We start from the raw sequence: 25028 nt of genomic DNA, 5'->3' as shown, positions 1-25028 counted from the left end.
TGATCCGCAGGATGACGCACCGGGGGAAATCGGCTGCGATCCGACGTTGCCCTCTCCGGCTCGGAATAGTGTCACGGCCATGACCACAGGAACGCATGCACCTCAGAGAATGATCATTCGCAACGTCCGCGTCTTCGACGGGGTCAGCGATCGCACACTGGACAATGCGGATGTCCTCATCGAGGGCGCACACATCATCGCGGTATCCGCATCGCCGGTCGCCGGCGATGCGTCGGACGGTGTCGTCGAGATCCAAGGTAACGGAAAGTTCCTCATGCCGGGACTCAGCGACGCCCACGTGCACCTGATGGGCAATGCCAACAACATGATGGACTTCCTGCAGGGACCCACCGGCGCCCTGTACGGCAACACGATCGCCGAGGCGAAGCGGATGCTGCTGCGCGGCTTCACGACGGTCCGCGACATGGGCGGCGACACGGCGCCCATCAAGTCCCTCATCGACCGGGGCAGCTTCGAAGGCCCCAGGATCTTCCCCAGCCAGGCGATGATCTCCCAGACATCGGGCCACGCGGACTTCTCGTTCGTCTACGACGTGCCCGAGGAGTTCGGCGGCAAGCCCAGCCGCACCGAGGACATCCACTTCACGCGCATCGCCGACGGCGTTCCGCGAGTGCTCGCCGCGGTGCGCGAGCAGTTGCGACAGGGAGCCACCCAGATCAAGCTCACGCTCGGCGGGGGCGCGGCATCCATGTACGACCCGCTCAACACCCTGCAATACACCCCGGACGAGATTCGTGCTGCGGTGCAGGCGGCGACCGACTACGGCACCTACGTCGCGACCCATGTCTACACACCGGCCGGTATCGCGCGGGCGATCGATGCGGGCGTCACGTCGATCGAGCACGGCCACCTCGCCGATGAGGAGACGATCAAGCGCATTGCCGACGCGCAGATCTGGCTCTCGATGCAGCCGTTCGCGGAGGACGACCACCACTATCCCGACCCGGTTCGCGCCGGCAAGAACACCGAGATCTGCCACGGCACCGAGCAGGTCTACGGATGGGCGAAGCAGCACGGTGTCAAGACCGCCTGGGGGACCGACCTGCTCCTCGAACCGCAGTCGGCGCCCCGTCAGAGTGCCATGGCTGCTCGCCTCGGCGAGTTCTACAGCAACGTCGAGGCCCTCAAGATGCTCACCTCGGGCAACGCGTCGCTCTTCGAGCTCGCCGGTGAACGCAACACGTATCGCGGTGGGAAGCTCGGCGTCATCGCCGAGGGTGCCTGGGCTGACATGATCCTCGTCGACGGCGACCCGACCAGCGACATCTCGCTGATCGGCGACCCCGACAGCAAGTTCAAACTCATCGTCAAGGCCGGGCAGGTCGTCAAGAACACGTTGTGACGCCGGGGGGTGCCCGTCGAACTCGGGCACAGGCGAAGCGACGGTTCGAAGGGGGAGAAGGAATGACGTCGTCCAAAGCGGGTGAGCCGACCGCACGAAGCGGCTCCGAGGCCATCACTCAGCCGGGGATCGAGGCGGGTGATGTGCTGCTCGAGGCATCCGGTATGGGAGTCGACGCTTCGTGGGGGCACATCTACGGTCCCGTCGACCTGACGGTTCGCGCGGGGGGCGTGACGGTCCTCGTCGGAGCGGGCGGGCGGGGCAGGACCTCGCTCCTGCTCACTCTCGCCGGGCGGATGAAGCCTTCGACCGGAACCTTGACGGCATTCGGTCGCGAGAACGACGCCCACCATCTCTTCGACCACGCGACGATCGCCAACCTCGACGAGGTCGACGGGATCACGCAGACCATTCGCGTTCACGACATCGTGACCGAACAGGTCCGGTGGGCCGCCCCATGGTACGGGTGGGTGCCGCAGTCGACCGAGGACGACTTGGAACGCATCTGCCGCCCCGTGTTCGGCGAGTACACGCTGCCGACCATGGACGCGATGGTCGAAGAGCTGCCGGAGTTCACCGCCGCGCTCTTCCGCATCGCGGTCGCGAACATCCGCAACCCGGAGATCCTCGTCGTCGGCGGTATCGACACGCTCCACAGCATTCGCAACGCGCACAAGCTGCTCGAGCGACTCGTCGCACTCGGCCGCGAGCAGACCGTCATCACGGCCGACGTGAACGGCGTATTCCCCGGTAGCGGTGCGCGCGAGTACATCGAAGTCCCGAACCTGACGGACCAAGAGTTCGCCACCCTCGAGCAGGAGGCCCTCAGCCGATGATCGCCGCATTTTCGCCCGGGAGCGATTTCAAGCGCTACTACCGCGGCCGCATGCCGCGGCTCGCCCTCATCGTGATCATCATCATGCCGCTGATGTACTGCGCGCTCTATCTGTGGGCGTTCTGGAACCCGTTCGGCGAAGTGAACAAGCTGCCTGTCGCGATCATCAACCTCGACGAGGGGGCGACGGTCGACGGGCAACGGACCGATGCGGGTGCCGACGTCGTCACGGGCCTCATCGAATCGAAACAGCTCGATCTGTACGAGGTCGATGAGCAGGAGGGAGTCGACGGCCTGGCCCACGGGCGCTTCTACTTCACCATCACGATTCCAGAGGACTTCAGCGAATCGGTGACGTCGGCGGCGTCCGACGACGCACATCAGGCGAGGCTGATCTTCACCTACAACGATGCGAACAACTACCTGGCGACCGTCATCGGGCAGGACGCCGCGGCCGAGGCGATCAACCAGGTCAGCGCTCAAGTGGGCGAGCAGATCTTCGAGACCGTGCTGGGTCTGGCCGAGGGCACGATCCCGAAGCTGCGAGAGGCGGCAGCGCAGGTCGATGAACTCAACGCCGGCATGCAGACCGCGAACGCGGGCGCGCAAGAACTCGCAGACAACCTCGTCACGGCGAAAGACGGCTCGGCGACACTGGCCGGTGCGCTCGACGAGTTGGACGACGCCGTCGATGGTGCCGTGACCCGCGCCGAGTCGATCGTCGACAGCTCGGGAATGACCGGGACGGAACTGCGGCAGGTCGTCCAGCGCGTGACCACGAACACCGATCAGGCTGCAGCGGCACTCGACAGGGTCGTTGCGGGCAGGGACGAGGCCATCAACCGGCTGGACACGATCATCGCCGAGCTCGCGGCCGGTGATGAGGTCCAACAGGACTTCGCGAGCCGCCTCACGGAGGTTCGGGACTTCATCCTCGACAACTGGATCTCTCAGGATCTGGCGCTGACATTCGCCGCTATCCAGCAGGATGTGGACGTCATCGCCGCCGAGCTGGACAACCCGGACAGCCGTGTGAGTGTCATCCTTCGCTCGGTTGAGAACGGTGGAGTCCAGCGGGATCTCGGTGAGGTCCGGGCCGCCGCGGGTCAGCTTCGCTCGGGTGCCGACGAATTGTCCTCCGGACTCGTGCAGCTCAGCGACGGCGCGAGCCAGCTCGCGGCGGGTACCCCGCTCCTGGCGGCGGGCACCGACCAACTCGCCGGCGCGGTCGATCAGGGCATGCAGTTCATCCCGTCCTGGAACAACGAGGAACAGGGCAACTTCGTCAAGGCGCTCGCCGATCCCGTTGCGCTCGACGAGGTGACCCACAACGAGGCGAAGACCTTCGCGTACGGCTTCGCGCCGTTCTTCATGGGCCTCGGCCTGTTCGTCGGTTCGCTCATCGCTTGGATGCTCTTCACGCCGTTGCAGGCGCGCCCGCTTGCACAGGGTCTCGGGTCGTTCCGCGTCGTGCTCGCTTCCTACGCGCCGACGCTGTTCGTCGGCATCCTGCAGGCGCTCCTCCTGTTCCTGGTCCTGTACTTCGGGCTCGGGCTGCATCCGGTCCACGCGGGGGGAACGCTCGCGTTCATGTTCCTGATGGTCGCGATGTTCCTGGCGCTGATACAGATGTTCAACGCGCTCTTCGGTCCCGCCGTCGGCAGGGTGGCGACGCTCGTGTTCCTCATGATCATGCTGACGTCGGCCGGGGGCATCTACCCCGTTCCTGTCACCTCGGTGCCGTTCCAGTACCTGCACTGGATCGACCCGATGACCTTCACCGTGACCGGTCTTCGGCAGCTGATTCTCGGCGGGGTCGACTCGCGGCTGTGGTCGTCGATCGCCGTGATCCTGGCCCTCACGGTCGCCTTCATCGCAGTCTCGACCTGGGCAGCCCGGCGCAACCGGCAATACAACATGGATCGCCTCTATCCGCCGGTCGAGGTCTAGGAGGGCGATCGGGAGAAGCCGTCCAGTCGTACGAATCATTCGTTGTACAAGCAAGTTCAGGAGCGAAAGTGACCATCAACATCAGCAAGGCGCGCCAGACGACGAACGTCGACCCCACGATCAGTGTGAACCCGGTCTTCGTCCGACCTGGTGAGGCGACCGAGTTCGACAAGTTCGTGCTCCCCGAGCAGCCCAGCCTGCCGGAGACGGCCTATCAGATCGTTCACGACGAGGCCATCCTCGACGGGAACTCGCGGCTGAACCTCGCGACGTTCGTCTCGACGTGGATGGACGACGAGGCGAAGAAGCTCTACGCCGAAGCCGCGGACAAGAACATGATCGACAAGGACGAGTACCCGGCCACGGCGGCGATCGAGGATCGCTGCTGGCGGATGCTCGCCGACCTGTGGCACGTGCCCGACACGAGCGACACGATCGGAACGTCGACGATCGGCTCCTCGGAAGCGTGCATGCTCGGTGGCCTCGCACTCAAGCGGCTGTGGCAGGAGAAGCGGAAGGCCGAGGGAAAGTCGACCGAGAAGCCGAACCTGATCATGTCGGCTGCCGTGCAGGTGGTCTGGGAGAAGTTCTGCAACTACTGGGACATCGAGCCCCGGTACGTTCCGGTCACTCGCGAGCACATGGTGCTCGACGGATTCGAGCTGGAGAAGTACGTCGACGAGAACACGATCGGCGTCGTCGCCATCCTCGGCCAGACCTTCACGGGAGCGTACGAGCCTGTCGAGGCCATCGCCGCCAAGCTCGACGAGATCCAGGCGAACACGGGCCTCGACGTCAAGATCCACGTCGACGGGGCATCCGGGGCCATGGTCGCGCCATTCTGCCAGCCCGAGCTGAAGTGGGACTTCCAGATCGATCGGGTGAACTCCATCAGCACCTCGGGTCACAAGTACGGGCTCGTCTACCCGGGTGTGGGCTGGGTCATCTGGCGCAACCAGGCCGTGCTGCCCGAGAGCATGATCTTCCACGTCAGTTACCTCGGCGGCGACATGCCGACCTTGGCACTGAACTTCTCCCGCCCCGGCGCTCAGGTGCTGCTGCAGTACTACCAGTTCCTTCGCCTCGGCCGTGAAGGGTACCGGGAGGTGCAGCAGAACTCGATCGATGTCGCGACGTACCTCTCCTCGGAGATCGCGAAGATCGGCCCGTTCGAGCTGGTCAGCAAGGGCGACACCATCCCGGTGTTCGCGTGGGTGCTCAAGGACGGCTACACCAAGACGTGGAGCCTCTACGACCTCGCCGACCGGTTGCGGATGAAGGGCTGGCTCGTGCCGGCCTATCCGATGGCCGACAACCTGTCGGACGTGACCCTGCAGCGCATCGTCGTCAAGGTCGGACTCAGCCGAGACCTGGCGTCGGCCCTCCTGTCGGACATCAGAGGCGAAGTGGCGTTCCTCGAGGCGTTGACGGCGCCCCTGCCCCGTGAGGCGAGCACCGGGTCGCACTTCCACCACTGATCGTCACCGGTGCGGGGACGGCGTCGCTCCGGCGCCTTCCCCGCGGCGGTCGGCCGAGATCGACAGGCACTTGAAAGATGTGGAGCACGCGACCATGAGCGCCGCAGCGACGAATACCGAACGGCCCCGGATGTCCTTCCTCATCCCCACCGTGACGAAGCAGTGCTGGGGCTTCATGATCGGCTCGGCCTTCTTCGCGGTCGGGTCCGCTCCCGGATTGAGCGAAGCGCTCGGCACTGCGGGCTCCAACCTGCTCTTCTTCATCGGGGCGTGGTTCTTCACGACCGCCGGACTGATTCAGCTGTTCCTCAGCGGGGCCGTCGCCGTACCCGTGTCGTACCCGCCCGGGCGGATGGTGCGCGCCGAGTGGCTCACGGCCTCGACGCAGTCCTTCGGCACGCTCATGTTCAATGTGAGCACCAGCGCGGCGCTGTACGCGAAATCGATCTCCACTCAGGAGCACTTCGTCTGGAACCCGGATGCCGGCGGCTCCGTCGCCTTCCTCGTGAGCGGCTTCTTCGCCTTCGTCGCCTATGCACGCGTGGCGCGTCTCTGGGATCTCGGCAGCATCGCGTGGTGGTCGGTGCTCATCAACTTCGTCGGATGCGTCGCCTTCGGCATCTCGGCCGTCGGCGCGTACATCCTCCCGAACGGCAGCTCCATCAGCGGCCCGCTCTCCAGCGGCGGCACCTTCATCGGTGCGATCTGCTTCCTGCTCGCGTCCCTCGTCGTGCTGCCGCAGTGGAACCGCTCGAAGCGTCGGGATCCACGTGTCGAATGATCAGATCCTGGATCCGGTGAGCGTCGACGGCGACCGGGAGCCTGTGCCGGCTATCGCGTCCCATCGCGTCGACTGGCGCGTGCGGGTGATGGACGACGAATCCTTCGCGCTGACCGTGGGGGCTGTCGCCTTCGTGATCACCGGGGTGGTGGCGGCGTTCGTCTTCTGGGGGCGCGAGCTCCCCATCGACGGTCGACGTTCGCTGGGCGACTTCACGGGGATAGCGGGTGCCATCGCCGCCGCGATCGCGTTCGCCGTCGCTCGATCGGTGCCGCGACACGACGACCGCACGGAGGCGCCGGACGCCGATCGCGCACGCTATCGCTGGTTCGACCTCGTGGCGCTGTCGCTCGCGCACGGTGCGATCGCACTGCTCGGCTGGATCGGCATCGCGACCATCATGGAGCACAGCTTCATCGGTGCAACCGTCTACGCGTCACCCGCGGTCGTGATCGCCTCGGCCGCGACCGCATTGTCCGCATACCTCGCCGCCCTCAGCGGAATGAACCTCTCGCCGCGCCAGCTCTCGCTCGTGCTGGCGGTGTTCCTCGTCGTCGGCGTGACCACGGCGATGCTGAGCTCCACCGATCCGCTCTGGTGGCAGATGAATCTCTCGGCGCTCGGCATCACGCATGACATCTCATCGTTGACCTTCAATCTCACCTTGATCGTGTCGGGCGTCATCATCACGACGATCGCCCGCTTCGGTACGACGACGCTGCCGTCGTACACCACAGCCCAACGTCGCCGGCGGGCCGCGGTTCGCGTGCTCTTCGTGCTCCTCGGCACCCTTCTGGCGTGCGTCGGCATCTTCCCCGTCGATCGGTTCTTCCTGCTCCACAACACGGTCGCGACCGGAATGGCCGTCGCCTACGCGGCGCTGGTGATCGGCCTCCCGTGGCTCGTCCCATCCATGCCGAGGGCATTCGTCGTGCTCGGGTTCGTCTACGTCGCCATCATCGTCGCACTGGCCGTTCTCTTCGCGGCCGGCGTCTACAACCTCACGGCCGTCGAGCTCGTGTCCTCGCTCTTGATCTTCAGCTGGATCATCCTCTTCCTGCGCAATGTCGAGACCCCCCGAGGGGTCCGCTCGACCGAGGCAGCCCGCTGATGCTCGCCGTGCTCGCCGACCTCCTCACGATCGGAATCGCGATCGCGATCAGCCCGCTCGCCATCGTCGCCGTGATCCTGATGGCGACCGCGGGCAAGGGTCGCACCAACGGCACGGCCTTCATCCTCGGGTGCTACACGTTCGCCATCGTGTTCGTCGGAATGCTCGTGCTCATCGGCCGCGCCGCCGGAGCAGAGGAGGCCGACTCCGGTCCGCACATCACCATCGACGTCATCGAGATCGTCCTCGGTGCGGGCCTGCTCTTCCTGGCGTTCATGCAGTGGCGCCAGCGATCGGCCACCGGTACCCCGAAGTGGATGGCGAGCCTCGACGGGTTGAGCATCTGGAAGGCGTTCCTCGTCGGCATCCTCATCTCCGGTCCGCTCTCTCCAAAGGACCTGCCGCTCCTCGCCGCGGCAGGCGGCCGGATCTCTCAAGCCGCACTCCCGGTCGAAGAGCTCGTCGCCGTGGTGCTCATCTTCGGTGTCATCGGCGTCACCGCGGTCGCCGTTCCGTGGCTCTTCAGCGTTGTCTCGCCGGGCACGGTGGAGGCGCGACTCACAGGACCGCGCACCTGGCTCGTGTCGAACCACGCGGTGATCATGACTGTGCTGTTCCTCATCCTCGGCTTCAAACTGATCGGCTCGGGCGTGGCCGACCTGGCCGGCTGAGTTTCAGGTTGGGAGGCTCAGGATGTCTGTAGAGCTGCTGCTCGCCATCGTCGCGGGCGTCGTCGTGATCGTCTTCGCGAACTCGCTCTCCAGTCGCATCGGCGTCGCAGGCCCGCTGATCCTCGTGGCCATCGGCGTGGCGGTCAGCCTGATCCCGGCCGTCTCGGCGGTGTCGGTTTCGCCGGCCCTGATTCTGACGGGCGTGCTGCCACCGCTGCTCTTCTCGGCGGCGGTCTCCGCTCCTGCGATCGAGTTCCGACGGGACCTCAGTGCGATCAGCGGATTGTCCGTCGTGCTCGTCATCATCAGTTCGCTCGTGCTCGGCGTGTTCTTCGTCCTCGTGATCCCGGGAATCGGATTCCCGTTCGCGGTCGCGCTCGGTGCGATCCTGAGCCCGACGGATGCGGTCGCCACCTCGATCGTGCGCAAGCTCGGCATGCCTCGCCGCATCGTGACGGTGCTGGAGGGCGAGAGCCTCCTCAACGATGCCACCGCGCTCGTCCTCCTCCGCACGGCGATCGTCGCCGCAGCCTCGGGCTTCTCTCTGCTGACCACGTTCGGCTCCTTCGCATGGGCCGTCGTCTCCGCGATCGTGGTCGGTGCGCTGGCGGGGTTGCTCGCCCTGAGGCTGCGGGCGTGGACCTCGAGCGCGACGGCCAACACCGCGCTCGGCCTCACGGTTCCGTACCTCGCGTTTCTGCCCACCGAAGCGCTCGGGGGCTCGGGGCTCGTCGCGGCGGTCGTGGCGGGCGTCGTATGCGGTCAAGGATCGGTCCGATGGCTGACCCCCGAGCAGCGCATGTCGGACAAGCTCACCTGGCGCACGATCGAATTCCTCCTCGAGGGGGCCGTCTTCCTCATGATGGGGCTCGAGCTCTACGGAATCGTGCAGAACAATCTCGCCGCCGACGAGGGCCTGCTTCGCGGCGCCTGGATCGCGGCGCTCGCCATCGTCATCCTCCTCGTGGTTCGAGCGGCGTACGTCATCCCGGTGCTCGGCGTTCACTCGGTCCGGGTGAAACGGTCGGTGCAGAACCAGCTCGATGCCAGCGCGATCGGATCCACGGGGCATCCGGATGCCACAGCGCGCCGTAAGCCGAGGCTCTCGTCGCTGCCCGGGGTATCGATGGCCGTCGACCGCAAGCGGAGCCCCAAGCGCATCGGCAGGATGCGCGCCGACATCGACTACTTCGACTCGTCACCGCTCACCTGGAAGCACAACACGATCATCGTCTGGGCCGGGATGCGCGGTGCCGTCACCCTGGCAGCCGCGCAGACGCTGCCGAGTGATACCCCCGATCGGGATCTCCTCGTCTTCATCGCGTTCCTCGTGGCCGCCGGAAGTCTCTTGCTGCAGGGCCTGACGCTTCCCGTTCTCGCGCGCGTGCTCAAGCTGGGAAAGGACGAGGGAGGCGGCTTGCCGCGGGAGGAGATCCGCACGATCGACGGCGAGCTTCGGGATGCCGCGCAAGGTGCCATCGAACGTGGTTCGCTGTTGCGCAGTGACCGGAGCGAGTTCTCAGATGAGAGCTATTCGCTTCCGCGATCCCGGTTCGTCACTCCGCTCGACCCGGCGGACGGGCAGAGCGCGCCGGAAGCCCTCGAGTTCGAGCTCGCGCTGGTCGGTGTGATGCGGGCGCGTCTTCATGAACTCGGTCGATCGGGAAGGCACAGCACGAGTGCACTCCGGTACGTGCTCGACGAGCTCGACGCGTACGAGATCAGCGTGAAACTCCACCTCGAAAGTGAGAAGTGACCATGGAATTGGACTCGGCGCCGCTCGCCGGCATCGGACTCGCGGTCATGTCGGCTGCGGCGCTCTCGGTCGGAAACCTCCTGCAGGCGCGGGGTGTCCGAGCGATGGAGGCCGACGCCGCCCGCGGAGTCGACGGATCGAAGGCGATCCATCTCGTCCGCAACCATTTCTGGCTGATCGGCGCACTCATACTGATCGTGGCGATCCTGCTGCAGATGGGCAGCCTCACGTTCGCGCCCCTCATCATCGTGCAACCCATCGGTGTCACGGCGCTCGTCTTCACCGTGTTGTTGACGGCGATCGTGGTGAAGCGGGCGCCGTCGGCAGCGGTCGTGAAGGCGATCGCGGTCTGCGTCCTCGGCGTCGCAGCCTTCGTCACGGTCGCGGCGCTCGTGAGCACCCAGCATTCCATCACCGACGTGCAGCTCATCGCCGTGCTCGTGGTGCTCGTCAGCGTGCTGCTGGCAACGGGTCTCGTTCTGGTGGTCGGCCGCAACCGGCCGACGCCGCCCGTGTTCTGGGTGCTGCTCGGCGGAGTGTATTCGGCGTTCGTGGCGACACTCGGCAAGACGGTGATTCTGCGGGTGCAGGCGGCGCTCGCCTCGCGCGAGTACTCCTTCGATGTGACGAATCTGCTGACGATCGGCTGCATCATCGGCATCGGCGTCGCAGGGGCGCTCTCGATCTATTTCGTGCAGCGCGCGCACGCGTTCAATCGCCCCGAGGTCGTCGTCGCCGGACTCACCGTCGTCGATCCGGCGGTCGCGGTCGTGCTCGGCATCACGATCCTGGGGGAGGCCAGCGCTGCGCCCGCGTGGGCGATCCTCGCGTTCGTCGCCGCGGGCGCGGTGTCGATCGGCGGGGTCTTCGCCCTGTCGCGCGCCGAGACTGCGAAGGCGGAAGTGTGAGAGCCGAATACGAAGTCGACCGCGCGCGCAGTGTGCTGGTCGACTTGGCAGAGGCCATCGCCGAAGGTCGCACGCCTGATGAACCGCCGTTCGGAGTCTGATTCCGACGGATGCCCCGTTCAGACGGATGCCCCGGCGCTCGTGCTCCCTGCCGCGGTCAGCCCGCGAGCCGGGCGCGCAACGCCGCCAGTTCGGCCTCCGTGAGTCCGCCGGAGCGAAGGTAGCCCGCTGCGCCGCCGTGTTCGGAGTCCGTCCACGCGAGCGCCTGCTCGATCGCTTCGGGCGGGGTCCCGGTCGCGAGCGTGCGCAGCGCGGGCGTCACGGGAACCCCGAACGACGAGATCGAGTGGAGCATCCCATCGGCCCACGGCCCTGCGAGGTTGTCCTGCGATGCCGCGTAGTCAGCGACGACCGCGGTGCGCTCGACTCCGACGGCGTCGAGCATGAGCGCAGTCGCAACGCCGGTCCGGTCCTTGCCCGCCGTGCAGTGCACCAGCACGGCGGAGGGCGCGTCATCCGTCGACGCTGCGATGAGGCGTGCGACCTGAGCGAACTGAGTGGCGCGGTGCTGGAGCATCCCGAGGTACAGATCGCTCAGCGTCGGCAGCGATGCCATCGCCTGAGCGATCAGCTCGGGTGACATCGAAGCGCCGCTCTGCGCGAACTGTGATGCCATGTCGGCCATCGCGCCCTCGAGCATCGAGAGTTCTGCGACCCGGAACGGTCGTGTCGTCGGGATGCGGTCCGGCGCCGCCTGACGTTCCGCTGGAGTGCGGAAGTCGACGATCACCCCGATATCAGTGGCGGCGAGTTCGTCGATCCCAGTCGGGGTCAGTGCACTGAGTGCCTCGGAGCGGAAGAGTATTCCGCTGCGCGTGGCGCCTCCCGCAGTGAGCGGCATCCCACCGGTGTCGCGGAAGTTGTACAGTCCGTCGATGTGCATGGTCGTTGCCCGTCTTCAGCGGCGCCGCTTGCCGAACGCGAAGGCACGAACGATGTTGATGATGCCGAGCACGATGAGTGAGATGCCGAGCAGCCACCACAGCACGGCGATGCCCCACATCGGCGAGAACATGAGCACGATACCGGCGATGATGCTGATGATCGCGAAGAAGACCGACCAGGCTTTCGACGATGCATCGCCGAGAGTCGAGAGTGCGACGATGCCCTCGACGACCCACATGATCCCGACGACGATGCCGAGGAACAGGGCGAGCCAGGCCTTCGTCTGTGCGAGATTCGCGAACGCGATGATGCCCGCAAGCACGAACACGATGCCGAGCACGATATGGCCGACGCGCGACCATCCGCCCTTGCCCTTCGTGAAGATGCCGAGGCCCGCGTACACGAGACCCGACGCGATGGCGTAGATCGCGATGATCGCGGTGACGACGATCGCGGTCTTTCCGGGCCAGACGAGGATCAGGATGCCGACGATGAGCGCGATCACGCCACCCACGCCGAGAGCGGTGCGGATGCCGTTGGCGGCCTTTTGGGTGTCGGAGACTGTGGTCATTCGGAAGGTCCTCTCGGTCTGCACTTCACGCAAGCATGGCGATCAACGGGCCGTCGCGGATCCGGTCCAGCGAAAGATCACCCGACTCGTCACCCTGCGTGTCATCATCGCCGGCGGTCGGTGTCGACGCGGTGGCGGCATCCGTTCACTCGGTGGCGGCATCCGTTCACTCGGAAGCCGCGCGCTTTCGCGTGCCCGACGCCTTCGCCGCGGGCTTCTTCTTCGCTGCCTTCGACCCCTTGCTCGAACTCGTGCCCGACTTGCTCGAACTCGTGCCCGACCCGCCGGCGTCGCGCTTCGCCGCAATCGACTGACGCAGCGCCTCCATGAGGTCGATGACCTCGCCGCCCGTGTCCTCTTCGGGCTCTTCGCCGAACGTCGCGGCGGTGTCGACGCCTTCGCCCTGCTCGAGCTTCGCCTCGATGAGCGTGCGCAACTCCTGCTGGTACTCGTCGACGTACTGCTCGGGGTCGAAATCGGAGACGAGGCTCTCGACGAGCTGCTTCGAGAGGTCGAGCTCCTTCGCCGAGATCTTGACCGGCTCGTCGAGGGAGGCGAACTCGGCCGCGCGCACCTCGTCGCTCCAGAGCAGCGTCTGCACCATGAGCACGTCGCCGTGCACGCGCAGCGCAGCGAGGCGGGTCTTCTGGCGCAGCGCCATCTGCACGATCGCCGTGCGATCGGTCGATTCGAGCGTTTCGCGCAGCAGCACGTAGGCCTTCGACGAGACCGAGTCGGGTTCGAGGTAGTAGCTGCGGTCGAACATGATCGGGTCGATCTGGTCGCTCGGCACGAACTCGACGACCTCGATCTCGCGGCTGCGTTCGGCCGGCAGCGACTTCAGGTCTTCGTCGGTGATCACCACCGTCTGCTCACCGTCGTCGTAGGCCTTGTCGATGTTCTTGTAATCGACGACCTTGCCGCAGACCTCGCACTTGCGCTGGTAGCGGATGCGCCCACCGTCTTCGTCGTGCACCTGGTGCAGTGACACGTCGTGGTCTTCGGTGGCGCTGTACAACTTGACGGGCACATTGACGAGGCCGAATGTGACCGCCCCCTTCCAGACGGCTCGCATGCCTCCAGTACACACCAGCAGGCAGCCGCGGCGATACCCCTCGTGCTCTGGCATCGAATTTGTACGAGTTGCAGGATGATTCGGGCGACACGCTGGTCGTGCGCGGCGTGCCGGCCGAATCATCCTGCAACTCGCGAGGCGGTGACGCGCGAGACGTGACGGTAGGGCATCCGTCGCCGAGTGCGGGGTGGTTTCGACGAGCTCAACTCGCAGGGACCATGATGGGGGCATGGCCGATGGCGCGCGCCAACTCGTCGAGGTCGACGGCCGCCGCCTGCGGCTGACGAACCTCGACAAGGTCATGTATCCCGAGACGGGCATGACGAAGGGCGAGGTGATCGCCTACTACGCGGAGATCGCCGCCGTCATGGTGCCCCTCGTCGCCGGGCGACCGGTGACGCGCAAGCGGTGGGTCCACGGCGTCGGCACAGCGGATGCCCCTGAGCAGCCGTTCTTCGAGAAGAACCTCGCCGAGCACGCCCCCGATTGGGTGCGCCGCGGTGTGCAGCACCATTCCGACGGCGACAAGTCGTACCCGATCGCCGGCGATCGCGCGACGCTCGTGTGGCTCGCGCAGCAGGCGGCACTCGAGCTGCACGTGCCGCAGTGGCGCTTCGACGCCAGCGGCGAGCCGTCGAATCCCGATCGCATGGTGTTCGACCTCGACCCCGGCGAAGGCACGGGGCTCGCCGAGTGCGCCGAGGTCGCCCGGCTCGTGCGCGAGCTCATCTCGGGGATGGGGCTCGAGGCGATGCCGGTGACGAGCGGGAGCAAGGGCATCCACCTCTATGCGGCGCTCGACGGCTCGCAGACCTCCGACCATGTGTCGGCGGTCGCGCACGAACTCGCGAGGGCGCTCGAGGCCGACTACCCCGAGCTCGTGGTCTCGAGCATGCGCAAGTCGCTGCGCACGGGCCGGGTGCTCATCGACTGGAGCCAGAACAACGGCAAGAAGACGACGATCGCGCCGTACTCGCTGCGCGGGCGTCCGCGCCCGACGGTCGCGGCGCCGCGTACCTGGGAAGAGCTCGACGACTCCGACCTGCGCCAGCTCGAGGCATCCGAAGTGCTCGCAAGGGTCGCCGAGTCGGGCGACCCGATGCGGGTCGTCGTCGAGCGCTCCCACGGCGGCCCGCTGTCGGAGTACCTCTCCATGCGCAAGACGGGCGTCACACCCGAGCCCATGCCCGCATCGGCATGGGGGCAGCCGAACGGGGGAGCGCCGCGGTTCGTGATCCAGGAGCATCACGCGCGGCGGCTGCACTTCGACTTGCGGCTCGAACGCGACGGCGTGCTGAAGAGCTGGGCGGTGCCGAAAGGGGTGCCCGAGGGCTCTGGCACCAACCATCTCGCGGTGCAGACCGAAGACCACCCGATGGAGTACGCGACGTTCGAGGGCACGATTCCCAAGGGGGAGTACGGCGCGGGGTCGATGACGATCTGGGACGCAGGCACCTACGCCACCGAGAAGTGGCGCGACGATGAGATCATCATCGATGTCGACGGCCGGCCCGGCGGGCCGCTCGGCGGTGCGGTGCGGCTGGCGCTCATCCGCACCGACGGTCAGGGCGAAAAGAGTTCGTGGCTGCTGCATCGGATGAAGGACCAGACGGCCGCGCGACCGGCGGGCGATGGTGGTTCGGGGGATCCCGATACGCGCCCTCCACTCCCTGAGCCTGTCGAAGGGCCGTCGGGCGCCGCGTCCGCGGGGGATGGTGGTTCGGGGGGTCCCGATACGCGCCCTCCGCTCCCTGAGCCTGTCGAGGGGCCGTCGGACGCTAGTCCACCAGCGGGTAAGGTCGGCCCGATCGCCCAGCGCCCGATGCTCGCCACCGCGGCCACCCTCGGCATGCTGGCAGGCGAGGAGTGGGCGCTCGAGTGGAAGTGGGACGGCATCCGCGTGCTCGCGCGCACCGAGGCGGGAGGCGTGCGACTGCTCAGCCGCAACGGGGTCGACATCACCGCCCGCTACCCCGAACTCGCGTCGCTGCCCGAGGTCGTCCGAGGCGACGCCCTCGTCGACGGTGAGATCGTCGCACTCGACGCGGAGGGCCGGCCCGACTTCGGTCGGCTGCAGCATCGGATGAATCTCACGAGGCCGCGCGAGATCGAGCGGGTTGCGGCATCCGTGCCGGTTCGCCTGCTGCTGTTCGACGTGCTCGAGGTCGCCGGCCGGCCGGTCATCGACGAGCCGTACCGCGAGCGCCGCGCGCGCCTCGCGGGCCTCGTGCGCATGAAACGCGGCGTCCCGGTCGAGGTGCCGGCTCCCGCGACCGGCACGCCGGAGGATGCGCTCGAGGAGAGCCGCCGACTCGGTCTCGAGGGCCTCGTGGCGAAGCGGCCGGACTCGCGGTATCGCCCGGGAGCCCGCAGCGCCGACTGGCTGAAGCTCAAGCTCACCCTTACGCAGGAGGTCGTGATCGGCGGCTACCGGCGCGGCGTCGGCTCGCGCACCGGCCGCATCCGCTCGCTGCTCATCGGAATCCCCGGCGACGACGGGCTCGAGTACGCGGGGCGCGTGGGTTCAGGACTCGGCGAGCTCGCCCTCGACCGGTTGCTCGCCGCGCTGCGGCCGCTCGAGCAGGCGGAGTCGCCGTTCGTGCAGGTGCCCGCGGCAGACATGCGCGACGCGGTCTGGGTGCGCCCCGCCCTCGTCGGTGAGATCGAACTCGGCGACTGGACGAGCACCGGGGTTGCGCGGCATCCGCGCTGGCGGGGCCTGCGTCCCGACAAGTCGCCGGCCGACGTGGTGCGTGAACAGTAGCGACGAGCTGCGTCTGCCGTGTCACGCACGCCGGCCACCGGATGCAGCAATACGACGATTGCTCGTGGCGCTGTGCCGAAATTGCGTAAAACCCCCGCAAATGGGCAAAAACAGACAGGTCGTACTCGTTCGCCAGGGGGCAATCCATGAAGTCTGACACGACGACGAACGGACTCCGATGAGGGTCGAGACAGCATCCGGTCAGTTGAGCCACCGTGCCACGATTCGCGCGTTGATGTCAATAGGTCCGCACAAGTAATCATTTCCACGCACGCCCCCGACGAGCGGGAACGTCAACCGACATGCGCCGTCGTGCCAGCGTCAGACGGCGTCGGCGCCCGCCGGCCCGAGCAGCTCGAGCAGCCGTCGTTCACGATCGGCTCCGGATGCCACGATGACGCCCTGCTCGTAGGCGACGAGCACCCGCGGGTCGACGTAGCTGCTTCGGGCGATCGCGGGCGTGTTTCCGAGCACGCGTGACGCCTCTTCGATCGCCTCGCGGATCGCGGCGGTGCGCGCCCGGGCGCTCGCCGCCGGCCCGAGTTCGGCGAGGCGGTCCGCCGCCGCGATGGTGCCCCGCAGGGTGCGGAAGTCCTTCGCGGTGAAGTCGCCGCCGGTGCGTTCGCGGATGTCGTCGTTCACGTCGACCGGCACGGCGGCCCGCATCGCCGGCCCGGCGGTCCAGGCGTAGAGTCGGGCGGCTGCCGAGCGCTCGCCCGCCCGTCCGACGAACGTGGCGAGCGAGGCATCCGTCACCCGCAGGTCTTGTGCGAGGCCGCCCTTCGCGCGGAAGCGGAACCGCACGGTCTCGCGGTCGTCGAGCACGGCGTTGCGCACGAGCAGGGTCGTGAGGCCGCGGCTGCGGAACCCGGCGAGCGACTCCTCCGATCCGATGCGGATGGCGCCGAGGTCGAGGGTGCGGAAGGCAGCGGCGAGCACCCGCTCGCGGGGCAGGTCGTCGAGCGCGAGGTCACGGGTGACGCTTCGCCGTGCCCTTGGCAGCACCTCGGCGAGGGCGGTCATCCGCAGGAATTTCTCGGCGTCCCGGTGCTCGCGCCAGACCGGGTGGTAGACATACTGCCGCCGGCCCGCCGCGTCGATGCCGACGGCGAGGATGTGCGCGTTCGGAGCGTCGGAGATCCAGACCTCCTGCCAGGCGGGCGGGATCGCGAGATCGGCGATTCGCGCGCGTTCGGCTCGGCCTGCGGCGGCGCCGTCGCGGTGGACGTAGCCGAAGCCGCGCCCGCGTCGCACCCGGGTGAACCCGGGCGAGACGTAGGGCTCGACCCGTTTGAGGCGCGGCATCGGCGTCGGGCGGTCAGTGGTTGCGCAGTGCCGCGATGAGTTCGGCCTTGCGCTTGCCGCTGTAGCCCGCGAGACCGAGTTCCTTCGCGCGCTTCTTCAGCGCATCGACGGTCCAGTCCTCGTAGTCGCCGCTCTCGCCGCCCTTGCGGCCGATCGCGCTGCGGCCCTGCGCCGCCGCGGCGTTCGAGATGCGAGCGGCCTTCTCCTTCGAGGCGCCGTCGTCGCGAAGCTCCTCGTAGAGCTCGGGATCCTTCAGCGATGCGTTCCTGCGTCCTGGCATGGTGCGTCTCCTCTCACAGCCCACGACCGCCGGTGACGGGCAGTATCGCCCCCGAGACGTACGACGCTTCGTCCGAGGCGAGGTACACGTAGGCGCCGGCGAGTTCCGCAGGCTGCCCTGCCCGACCGAGCGGTGTGTTGTGCCCGAACTCCGGCAGCTTGTCGGGCCAGCCCGTCGCGGGGATGAGCGGCGTCCAGATCGGTCCGGGGGCGACGGCATTGACTCGGATGCCGCGTGGTCCGAGCTCCTCGGCGAGGGCCTTCGTGAACGCCACCAATGCCGCCTTGGTCATCGCGTAGTCGACGAGCGCCGACGACGGATCGAAGCCCTGGATGGACGTCGTCGTGATGATGCTCGACCCGGCGTCCATGAGCGGCACCGCGGCACGTGCGAGGAAGACCGGTGCGAAGAGGTTCACGCGCATCACGGTCTCGAAGTCGTCGGTCGGGATCGTGTCGATGCCGCTGCGTTCGCGCTGGTGGGCGGCATTCAGCACGAGCAGGTCGATGCCATCGAAGGCCTGATGGGTCTGAGCGACGAGCTCTTTGCTGTGGTCCTCGTTCCGGAGGTCGCCCGCCAGCAGCAGCGGGTCGGATCCGGCATCCGAGATCCATTTCGCGGTCTCGTCCGCGTCCTGCTGTTCACTGGGCAGATAGGCGATGGCGACCCTCGCACCCTCTCGAGCGAAGGCGATCGCGACGGCCCGCCCGATGCCGGAGTCACCGCCGGTGATGAGCGCCCGCCGCCCCTCGAGCCGGCGATTGCCGCGATAACTCTGCTCACCGTGATCGGGCAGGGGAATCATCCGTTCGGTGAGGCCGGGTGGTTCCTGCTCCTGCTTCGGGAACCGGTCAGTCGTGTGCTTCGTCGTCGGATCGATGAGCAGATCGTTGGTCAGGTGATTGCTCAGGTCATCGGTCGGGCGATCGTTGGTCATGGGACCTCCTCAGATCACAGCCACCGTACGCGCGCTCCACTGTTTGCGTCAGGGGATTGACAGGCGTGCAGCCGCGGCCAGCACCGACGGGGCCGGCTGCCACTGGCGGCCTTCAGGTATCACGCGGCGCGAACGGGGGTCAACCCCTAGCCCCGCTACGTGACACGCCCCTAGCGTTGAGAGCACGAGGCGTACCCCCGTCTCGAGGTTCTGCCCGTCGGGCACCGAACCACTCGCCGCGCTCGTCGATCACGAGCGCGGATCATATGAAGGAGAGATCATGAACATCCTCGTCGCCATCATCGCCATCGCCGCAGTCGTGCTGCTCATCACGGGCGGCGTCGTCCCCGCGCTGAACTTCCTCATCTGGGTCGGCATCGCACTGGCGGTCATCGCGGTCATCGTGTTCCTCGTTCGTTACATCAGCGGGAACCGCACGGCCTGACCCGCGACGCACTTCATCAGTACGGGCGGCCTTCGGGTCGCCCGTTCTGCGTGCCGACGTCGTATGCTGGTGGCGTGGGAACCTTGTATTACGGCGACTCCGGTACCCCGATCGGCATCGAGGACCGTGCCCTCGCGCACCTGAAAGTCGCCATCACGACGAAACTCCGCCGAGGAGAGTCGTTCACGCTCTCGTGGCAGCACAACGAGGATCAGCCTCGCGGGCGGAGTACGCTCTGGCTGCACGCCTCGATCCCGCTGCGCTTCGTGTTCGACGAGCCCGTGGCGCCCGAGCTCAGCCGCCAGTGGATCGAAGCCCTGATGCGCTCGGCGAACAGCACCGGTGGTGTCCGGCTCGTGCCCGAGAACCTCGACACCGACCCGATCCCGATGAACCCCGACCAGCCGGTGCAGGTCGGCGTCGACGTGCAAAAAGTCGACGTGCAAGAGGTCGACGTGCAAGAGGTCGACGTGCAAGAGGTCGACATGCAAGAAGTCGAGTCCGGCAACGAGGAGTCGCGGCCGACCTGAGCGCGCACAGCCGCTCGCTTCACGGGGGCGGAGAACGGGAGGCAACGATGGCCGAGAACACACAGCAGCCGGTCGAAGTGCGGCCGCTTGCACTCATCGAACGATGGTGGCCGCAACTCTCGATCGTGGCGAAGCACCGAGTGCTCGCCGAACTCGACGGCGTGCTCGACGTGCAGACGGCACGCGAGATCGAGGAACTCACGGAGGCGCCGGCACCGGTTCGGCTGTCACCGGCCGAGCAGGACTACGTGCGCACGCAGATCGAACCGGTCGACTGACGCCGGGTCGTTCGCCCGAACGACCGCACGCTCGGCGAATCGGCTACTCACCCTCGACCTGCTCGCTCTCATCGGGTTCGGGCACGAAGTGCAGGCCGGCAGTGCTGTTGGCCGAGAGCAGCAGCTGCTCGATCCACAGCCGGTTCAGCACGGGCGGCCGGTTGCCACTGAAGACGAACTGCAGCGGGATGGACTCGTGCAACCAAATGGTGGTGCGCCCACTGCCGTTCTCGACCCCGTGCTCCCAGGTCATGGCGAAGCTCTCGGAGCGACGGAGCTTGTTGAGAATCGCCACGCGCAAGTGGGCGAGCGTGCGATCGTCGATGTCGATCTCACGCAACGAGGAGTTGTAGATGAGCTTGCCCATGTTCGCACTCTAGCCGCCGTGCGCCCCGCGGCACAGAAAAGGCGCGGGCGTCAGGTGTCAGATCGCGAGCGAGTTGTCGGAGACACGGTGCGCCGCGGCATCCGATCGCTTGTCGAGTTCTTGCGCGGCCTCCCGTAGCATGGCGGGCATGTCGAGGAGACTCGCGGATGTCGCGCGCAAGGTCGGAGTCAGCGAAGCGACCGTCAGCCGGGTGCTGAACGGCAAGCCGGGCGTCTCGGCATCGACGCGCGACGCCGTGCTGACGGCGCTCGACGTGCTCGGGTACGAGCGGCCGACGAAACTCCGCGGCGAGCGGGCGCGGCTGGTGGGTCTCGTCATGCCCGAGCTGCAGAACCCGATCTTCCCCGCGCTCGCCGAGGCGATCGGGGGCGGACTCGCCCAGAACGGCTACACGCCGGTGCTCTGCATCCAGACCGCCGGCGGCATCTCCGAGTCCGACTACGTCGAGCTGCTGCTCCATCAGCAGGTGTCCGGGGTGATCTTCGCGGGCGGGGCGTACACCCAGGCTGACGCGAACCATGATCACTACGAGCGCCTGCGCGAGCTGAAGCTGCCGACCGTGCTCGTGAGTGCGCCGGTCGAGGGGATCGGCTTCGCCACGGTCTCGTGCGACGACGCGGCATCGATGGAACAGGCGTTCGGGCACCTCGTGCAGCTCGGGCACGAGCGCATCGGCATCCTGCTCGGGCCGAGCGATCACATCCCCTCGCGTCGGAAGCACGAGGCAGCGCTCCGCATGGCCGAGCGGCACGGCATCGAGCTCGGCGACGACCGGGTCGTGCACTCGCTGTACTCGCTGGAGTCGGGGCAGACGGCGGCGACGAAACTGCTCGCGGCCGGGGTCACCGGCATCGTCTGTGCGAGCGACCCGATGGCGCTCGGTGCGATCCGGGCGGTGCGGCGGGCCGGGCTGCGAGTGCCCGACGACGTATCGGTCATCGGATACGACGACTCGGCGCTCATGGCGTGCACCGAGCCGCCGCTCACCACGGTCAGGCAGCCGATCGAGGCGATGGGCAAGACGATCATCGATCTGCTGATGCGGCAGATGTCGAGCAATCGGGCGATCGGCGACGAGGTCTTCTTCGCCCCCGAGCTCGTGGTGCGCGGCTCGACAGCGCCCGTGCGACGCAGCCTCGTGGGTTGAGGAACGAGCGCGGCGAGTGTCTCCGAACCCGCTCGCCGGTTTCGAGACAGCGCTGGCGCGCCTCCTCAACCCGCAAATGGGATGCAAGTGAGTCTCGCAATCGACTGCAAGGCATCGCAAATATTTGCTGATTTGTTGAATAGTTGCATCATTCTGTTGCTCTCACTACGTTGACGTGCAAGACGCCGTCGTCTCCCTGACGTCGCGCGCCGCCCGTCGACACGAGGAGACACGCAGCGTGACCATGCACCTCACGGATGCCACCACGGTTCCCACAACCGTCGCGCCCGACCCCCTCTGGTGGCGCAGTGCCGTGATCTACCAGGTCTACGTCCGTAGCTTCGCCGACTCCGACGGCGACGGCACGGGTGACCTGCGGGGAGTGCGCAGCCGACTCGGCTACCTGAAAGAACTCGGCGTCGACGCACTCTGGTTCAACCCGTGGTACCCCTCGCCCTTCGCCGACGGCGGCTACGACGTCTCCGACTACCGCGACATCCACCCGAGCTTCGGCAGCCTCGACGACGCCGAGCTTCTCATCTCCGAGGCACTCGAACTCGGCATCCGCACGATCATCGACGTCGTGCCGAACCATATCTCGAGCGAGCACACGTGGTTTCAGGCGGCCCTCGCCGCCGGCCCGGGCTCGCCCGAGCGCGAGCGCTTCTGGTTCCACCCGGGCAAAGGCCCGAACGGAGACGAGATGCCGACGAACTGGGTGTCCAACTTCCAGGGCGATACATGGACCCGCACTGAGAACCCCGATGGCACACCGGGGGAGTGGTATCTCCACCTCTTCACTCCTGAGCAGCCCGACCTCAACTGGAACCACCCCGACGTGCGCCGCGAGCACGAGGACATCCTGCGCTTCTGGTTCGACCGCGGCGTTGCCGGTGTGCGCATCGACTCGGCCGGCCTCCTCATCAAGGACCCGTCACTGCCCGAGGTTCCCGATCAGCCCGCACCCGGGCAGCATCCCACCGAAGACCGCGACGAGGTGCACGAGGTGTACCGCTCGTGGCGGCGCATCGCCGATTCCTACGAGGGCACCCGAGTGCTCGTCGGCGAGGTCTGGGTTCCGGATGCCGCCCGCTTCGCGGCCTACCTCCGCCCCGACGAGATGCACACGGCCTTCAACTTCGACTTCATGTCGCGCCCGTGGGATGCCGGCGAGCTGCGCGGCTCGATCGACCTCATGCTCGCCGCGCACGCGCCGGTCGGCGCCCCGAGCACGTGGGTGCTCTCGAACCACGACGTCACCCGCCCCGTCACGCGGTACGGCCGTGAGGACTCGAGCTTCGCGTTCGCGAAGAAGCGCTTCGACACCCCCACCGACCTCGAGCTCGGCACTCGCCGCGCCCGTGCCGCCGCGCTGCTCACCGCAGCTCTGCCCGGCTCGCTCTACCTCTATCAGGGCGACGAGCTCGGCCTTCCCGAGGCCGAGCTGCCCCGCGAAGTGCTCGAGGACCCGATGCACTTCCGCTCCGGTGGTGTCGACCCCGGCCGCGACGGATGCCGCGTGCCCCTGCCCTGGCGCGGCACAGAGGCCCCCTTCGGGTTCAGCCCCCCGGAGGCATCCCTTCGACAGGCTCAGGGAGCGAATCTGCTCGCTGAGCCCGTCGAAGCGGCCGCTCGAGCTCAGGGAGCGAATCTGCTCGCTGAGCCTGTCGAAGCGGCCGCTCGAGCTCAGGGAGCGAATCTGCTCGCTGAGCCTGTCGAAGTGGCCGCTGCACCATGGCTGCCGCAGCCCGCCGACTGGGCTGCGCTGACCGTGCAGGCGCAGGAGGCCGACCCCGGCTCGATGCTCTGGCTCTACCGTCAGGCGTTGCGCATCCGCGGTCGTGAGCGCGCCCTCGGCGACGGTTCGCTCACCTGGCTCGAGAGCGAGCCCGAGGTGCTCGCCTTCCTGCGCGGCAATGACTTCGTGAACGTCACGAACCTCGGCGAACACCCGATCGCCCTGCCCGAACACGAGAGCATCCTGCTCTCGAGCACCCCGCTCGTCGGCGGGCTGCTCCCTCCCGACTCCACGGTCTGGCTCCACCGATCCGCCTGATCGTCGAGGCCGCGGTCAAACGCGGCACGCACCTCACCACACCTGAACACAGCACCGAAAGGACTGGACAATGAAGTCACCAAGAAAGGTCGTGATCGCCGGCATCGCCGCGTTCGCGATGGTGGGCGCACTCGCCGCCTGCAGCTCCGGAGGCACCGACGGGGACAAGACGGAGCTTCGTGTCGCGACGTTCCCGCCCGGCGCTGACGCCGCAGCGTACGAAGCGTTCGAAGCGCAGGAGAAGCAGTTCGAGAAGCTCAACCCCGACATCGACATCATCGGCGTCGAGTATGAGTGGGAGGGCCCGACGTTCGCCGTGCAACTGGCAGGCGGCAGCCTCCCCGACGTGTTCACGGTGCCCTTCACCGACTCGAAGACGCTGCTCGAGAACGGCCAGCTCACGGACGTGACCGACGAGATCGAGGAGCTCGGCTACACCGACAGCTTCAACCCCGTCATCCTCGACGGCGTCACCGACTCCGAGGGGCGCATCTTCGGATTCCCGCGCCAGGCCTATGCCATGGGCCTGCACTACAACCGCACGCTCTTCGAAGCGGCCGGGCTCGACCCCGACAGCCCGCCCACCACATGGGACGAGGTCCGTGCGGCCGCGAAGACCATCGCCGAGAAGACCGGCAAGGCCGGGTACATGCAGATGACGCAGAACAACACGGGCGGCTGGCAGCTCACGGCCGCCACCGTCGCACGTGGCGGCTCGACGCAGGAGGACAACGGCGACGGCACCTACACCTCGACCATCGCGAACGACGGCACGAAGACTGCGCTCGAGTTCCTGCAGGCGCTCCGCTGGGAGGACAACTCGCTCGGGTCGAACTTCCTGCTCGACTGGGGATCCATCAACCAGGAGTTCGCGGCCGGCAACATCGGCATGTACACCACGGGTTCCGACATCTACACGGCACTCGTGCGCGACTTCTCGCTGAACCCCGACGACTACGGCCTCACGGTCATTCCCGTCGAAGACGGCGGCGGCACGCTCGGCGGCGGTGACATCGCGGTCGTGAGCCCAACGGTCGATGACGAGACCAAGGCTGCAGCGGTCACCTGGATCGACTGGTACTACATGCAGAAGCTCTTGAACGAGGACGCAGCGGTGCTCGATGCCGAGACGCTCGCCGCGAGCGACCAGGCCGTCGGAACCCCGCTGCTGCCGGTGCTGAACCGCGAGGCCTACGAGCAGTCGCTCGTCTGGATCGAGCCGTTCATCAACGTGCCGCGCGACCAGATGACCCCGTTCATCGAGGGCATCTGGGAGCAGACGCCCGTCGGCGAGCCGAAGGGCAAGACGCAGGAGATCTACGCCCTGCTCGACCCCGTGGTGCAGGCCGTGCTCACCGATCAGAACGCCGACATCGATGCGCTCCTCGAGACCGCGAACACCGAGGCGCAGGCTCTGCTCGACGAGTGACAACTCGCGGGTTGAGGAGGAGCGA

At 67.2% G+C, this 25028-nt stretch carries 22 protein-coding genes and 1 pseudogene; 16 read left to right on the top strand and 7 right to left on the bottom strand.

Annotated elements, in window-relative coordinates; genetic code table 11:
- Positions 1-79 precede the first annotated feature (79 nt).
- The 9 genes from AC1C2U_RS08235 to AC1C2U_RS08195 all read left to right on the top strand — a co-directional run bounded on the left by AC1C2U_RS08235 (position 80) and on the right by AC1C2U_RS08195 (position 10853).
- Entirely contained in the window at positions 80-1363 is a 1284-nt protein-coding gene (locus tag AC1C2U_RS08235; protein WP_495361254.1) for a metal-dependent hydrolase family protein, read from the top strand.
- A gap of 62 nt (positions 1364-1425) precedes the next feature.
- A complete protein-coding gene (locus AC1C2U_RS08230; protein ID WP_495361253.1) occupies positions 1426-2199 on the top strand; it encodes an ATP-binding cassette domain-containing protein in 774 nt (257 codons plus the stop codon).
- On the top strand, positions 2196-4148 hold the full coding sequence (locus tag AC1C2U_RS08225; protein WP_495361252.1) for a YhgE/Pip family protein: 1953 nt from the start codon (positions 2196-2198) through the stop codon (positions 4146-4148). Before AC1C2U_RS08230 ends, AC1C2U_RS08225 begins: the two co-directional genes overlap by 4 nt.
- Positions 4149-4228: 80 nt before the next feature.
- Positions 4229-5626, top strand: a complete 1398-nt coding sequence (gene gad / locus AC1C2U_RS08220) for a glutamate decarboxylase (RefSeq protein ID WP_495361963.1) — start codon at positions 4229-4231, stop codon at positions 5624-5626.
- Positions 5627-5720: 94 nt separating this feature from the next.
- On the top strand, positions 5721-6407 hold the full coding sequence (locus AC1C2U_RS08215) for a hypothetical protein (RefSeq protein WP_495361251.1): 687 nt from the start codon (positions 5721-5723) through the stop codon (positions 6405-6407).
- Entirely contained in the window at positions 6397-7518 is a 1122-nt protein-coding gene (locus AC1C2U_RS08210; protein WP_495361250.1) for a hypothetical protein, read from the top strand. The genes AC1C2U_RS08215 and AC1C2U_RS08210 overlap by 11 nt, the downstream gene beginning before the upstream one ends.
- The gene (locus tag AC1C2U_RS08205) at positions 7518-8189 is read left to right on the top strand and encodes a GAP family protein (protein ID WP_495361249.1); all 672 of its coding nucleotides are present in this window, start codon (positions 7518-7520) and stop codon (positions 8187-8189) included. The genes AC1C2U_RS08210 and AC1C2U_RS08205 overlap by 1 nt, the downstream gene beginning before the upstream one ends.
- Positions 8190-8211: 22 nt before the next feature.
- Positions 8212-9945, top strand: a complete 1734-nt coding sequence (locus AC1C2U_RS08200; RefSeq protein WP_495361248.1) for a cation:proton antiporter — start codon at positions 8212-8214, stop codon at positions 9943-9945.
- Positions 9946-9947: 2 nt separating this feature from the next.
- Positions 9948-10853, top strand: coding sequence for a DMT family protein (locus tag AC1C2U_RS08195; RefSeq protein WP_495361247.1), 906 nt, complete (start codon positions 9948-9950; stop codon positions 10851-10853).
- Positions 10854-11010: 157 nt separating this feature from the next.
- Here AC1C2U_RS08195 and AC1C2U_RS08190 read toward each other — a convergent pair whose 3' ends face one another.
- The 3 genes from AC1C2U_RS08190 to ku all read right to left on the bottom strand — a co-directional run bounded on the left by AC1C2U_RS08190 (position 11011) and on the right by ku (position 13444).
- Positions 11011-11796: a tyrosine-protein phosphatase gene (locus AC1C2U_RS08190; RefSeq protein ID WP_495361246.1), complete on the bottom strand. Its 786-nt coding sequence runs from the start codon at positions 11794-11796 to the stop codon at positions 11011-11013.
- A 15-nt stretch (positions 11797-11811) separates the two neighbouring features.
- Entirely contained in the window at positions 11812-12369 is a 558-nt protein-coding gene (locus tag AC1C2U_RS08185) for an HdeD family acid-resistance protein (protein ID WP_495361245.1), read from the bottom strand.
- 166 nt (positions 12370-12535) lie between these two features.
- The gene (gene ku, locus AC1C2U_RS08180) at positions 12536-13444 is read right to left on the bottom strand and encodes a non-homologous end joining protein Ku (protein WP_495361244.1); all 909 of its coding nucleotides are present in this window, start codon (positions 13442-13444) and stop codon (positions 12536-12538) included.
- Between the two features lie 229 nt (positions 13445-13673).
- On the opposite strand from ku, the gene AC1C2U_RS08175 reads away from it, so the two are divergent.
- On the top strand, positions 13674-16208 hold the full coding sequence (locus AC1C2U_RS08175) for an ATP-dependent DNA ligase (RefSeq protein ID WP_495361243.1): 2535 nt from the start codon (positions 13674-13676) through the stop codon (positions 16206-16208).
- Positions 16209-16529: 321 nt separating this feature from the next.
- On the opposite strand, the gene AC1C2U_RS08170 is transcribed toward AC1C2U_RS08175, so the two are convergent.
- Genes AC1C2U_RS08170 through AC1C2U_RS08160 form a run of 3 tightly spaced genes read right to left on the bottom strand, consistent with a single transcriptional unit; the run spans position 16530 to position 18730 of the window.
- Positions 16530-17513, bottom strand: coding sequence for a DNA topoisomerase IB (locus AC1C2U_RS08170; RefSeq protein ID WP_495361242.1), 984 nt, complete (start codon positions 17511-17513; stop codon positions 16530-16532).
- Positions 17514-17526: 13 nt separating this feature from the next.
- On the bottom strand, positions 17527-17793 hold the full coding sequence (locus AC1C2U_RS08165; protein WP_495361241.1) for a DUF7218 family protein: 267 nt from the start codon (positions 17791-17793) through the stop codon (positions 17527-17529).
- A 13-nt stretch (positions 17794-17806) separates the two neighbouring features.
- Entirely contained in the window at positions 17807-18730 is a 924-nt protein-coding gene (locus tag AC1C2U_RS08160) for an SDR family oxidoreductase (RefSeq protein ID WP_495361240.1), read from the bottom strand.
- Positions 18731-19010: 280 nt separating this feature from the next.
- On the opposite strand from AC1C2U_RS08160, the gene AC1C2U_RS08155 reads away from it, so the two are divergent.
- From AC1C2U_RS08155 to AC1C2U_RS08145, 3 genes and pseudogenes are all read left to right on the top strand, one after another.
- A complete protein-coding gene (locus tag AC1C2U_RS08155; RefSeq protein ID WP_495351666.1) occupies positions 19011-19175 on the top strand; it encodes a hypothetical protein in 165 nt (54 codons plus the stop codon).
- 74 nt (positions 19176-19249) lie between these two features.
- Positions 19250-19549: pseudogene (locus AC1C2U_RS08150) on the top strand (DUF7882 family protein); the annotation flags it as partial.
- 203 nt (positions 19550-19752) lie between these two features.
- Complete coding sequence (locus tag AC1C2U_RS08145; protein WP_495351665.1) at positions 19753-19983, top strand: hypothetical protein; 231 nt, start codon at positions 19753-19755, stop codon at positions 19981-19983.
- 43 nt (positions 19984-20026) lie between these two features.
- On the opposite strand, the gene AC1C2U_RS08140 is transcribed toward AC1C2U_RS08145, so the two are convergent.
- Positions 20027-20350 (bottom strand): DUF7882 family protein, encoded by a 324-nt coding sequence (locus tag AC1C2U_RS08140; RefSeq protein WP_495361239.1) that lies wholly within the window; start codon positions 20348-20350, stop codon positions 20027-20029.
- 148 nt (positions 20351-20498) lie between these two features.
- Between AC1C2U_RS08140 and AC1C2U_RS08135 the strand changes: the two genes are divergently transcribed.
- From AC1C2U_RS08135 to AC1C2U_RS08125, 3 genes are all read left to right on the top strand, one after another.
- A complete protein-coding gene (locus AC1C2U_RS08135) occupies positions 20499-21518 on the top strand; it encodes a LacI family DNA-binding transcriptional regulator (RefSeq protein ID WP_495361238.1) in 1020 nt (339 codons plus the stop codon).
- A gap of 244 nt (positions 21519-21762) precedes the next feature.
- On the top strand, positions 21763-23574 hold the full coding sequence (locus AC1C2U_RS08130; protein WP_495361962.1) for a glycoside hydrolase family 13 protein: 1812 nt from the start codon (positions 21763-21765) through the stop codon (positions 23572-23574).
- Between the two features lie 70 nt (positions 23575-23644).
- The gene (locus AC1C2U_RS08125; protein ID WP_495361237.1) at positions 23645-25003 is read left to right on the top strand and encodes an ABC transporter substrate-binding protein; all 1359 of its coding nucleotides are present in this window, start codon (positions 23645-23647) and stop codon (positions 25001-25003) included.
- Positions 25004-25028 lie beyond the last annotated feature (25 nt).

The sequence above is a fragment of the Agromyces sp. Y575 genome (genome assembly GCF_059445445.1).
This window is presented reverse-complemented; position numbering and strand designations above follow the sequence as displayed.

Bases quoted from the DNA above. Each gene is read 5' to 3' on its own strand.
- AC1C2U_RS08185 (WP_495361245.1), bottom strand. From the start codon at position 12,369: ATGACCACAGTCTCCGACACCCAAAAGGCCGCCAACGGCATCCGCACC.
- AC1C2U_RS08195 (WP_495361247.1), top strand. From the start codon at position 9,948: ATGGAATTGGACTCGGCGCCGCTCGCCGGCATCGGACTCGCGGTCATG.
- AC1C2U_RS08165 (WP_495361241.1), bottom strand. From the start codon at position 17,793: ATGCCAGGACGCAGGAACGCATCGCTGAAGGATCCCGAGCTCTACGAG.
- AC1C2U_RS08140 (WP_495361239.1), bottom strand. From the start codon at position 20,350: ATGGGCAAGCTCATCTACAACTCCTCGTTGCGTGAGATCGACATCGAC.
- AC1C2U_RS08145 (WP_495351665.1), top strand. From the start codon at position 19,753: ATGGCCGAGAACACACAGCAGCCGGTCGAAGTGCGGCCGCTTGCACTC.
- AC1C2U_RS08125 (WP_495361237.1), top strand. From the start codon at position 23,645: ATGAAGTCACCAAGAAAGGTCGTGATCGCCGGCATCGCCGCGTTCGCG.
- AC1C2U_RS08155 (WP_495351666.1), top strand. From the start codon at position 19,011: ATGAACATCCTCGTCGCCATCATCGCCATCGCCGCAGTCGTGCTGCTC.
- AC1C2U_RS08135 (WP_495361238.1), top strand. From the start codon at position 20,499: ATGTCGAGGAGACTCGCGGATGTCGCGCGCAAGGTCGGAGTCAGCGAA.
- AC1C2U_RS08170 (WP_495361242.1), bottom strand. From the start codon at position 17,513: ATGCCGCGCCTCAAACGGGTCGAGCCCTACGTCTCGCCCGGGTTCACC.
- AC1C2U_RS08225 (WP_495361252.1), top strand. From the start codon at position 2,196: ATGATCGCCGCATTTTCGCCCGGGAGCGATTTCAAGCGCTACTACCGC.
- AC1C2U_RS08200 (WP_495361248.1), top strand. From the start codon at position 8,212: ATGTCTGTAGAGCTGCTGCTCGCCATCGTCGCGGGCGTCGTCGTGATC.
- ku (WP_495361244.1), bottom strand. From the start codon at position 13,444: ATGCGAGCCGTCTGGAAGGGGGCGGTCACATTCGGCCTCGTCAATGTG.
- AC1C2U_RS08175 (WP_495361243.1), top strand. From the start codon at position 13,674: ATGGCCGATGGCGCGCGCCAACTCGTCGAGGTCGACGGCCGCCGCCTG.
- AC1C2U_RS08230 (WP_495361253.1), top strand. From the start codon at position 1,426: ATGACGTCGTCCAAAGCGGGTGAGCCGACCGCACGAAGCGGCTCCGAG.
- AC1C2U_RS08160 (WP_495361240.1), bottom strand. From the start codon at position 18,730: ATGACCAACGATCGCCCGACCGATGACCTGAGCAATCACCTGACCAAC.
- AC1C2U_RS08235 (WP_495361254.1), top strand. From the start codon at position 80: ATGACCACAGGAACGCATGCACCTCAGAGAATGATCATTCGCAACGTC.
- AC1C2U_RS08190 (WP_495361246.1), bottom strand. From the start codon at position 11,796: ATGCACATCGACGGACTGTACAACTTCCGCGACACCGGTGGGATGCCG.
- AC1C2U_RS08205 (WP_495361249.1), top strand. From the start codon at position 7,518: ATGCTCGCCGTGCTCGCCGACCTCCTCACGATCGGAATCGCGATCGCG.
- AC1C2U_RS08130 (WP_495361962.1), top strand. From the start codon at position 21,763: ATGCACCTCACGGATGCCACCACGGTTCCCACAACCGTCGCGCCCGAC.
- AC1C2U_RS08215 (WP_495361251.1), top strand. From the start codon at position 5,721: ATGAGCGCCGCAGCGACGAATACCGAACGGCCCCGGATGTCCTTCCTC.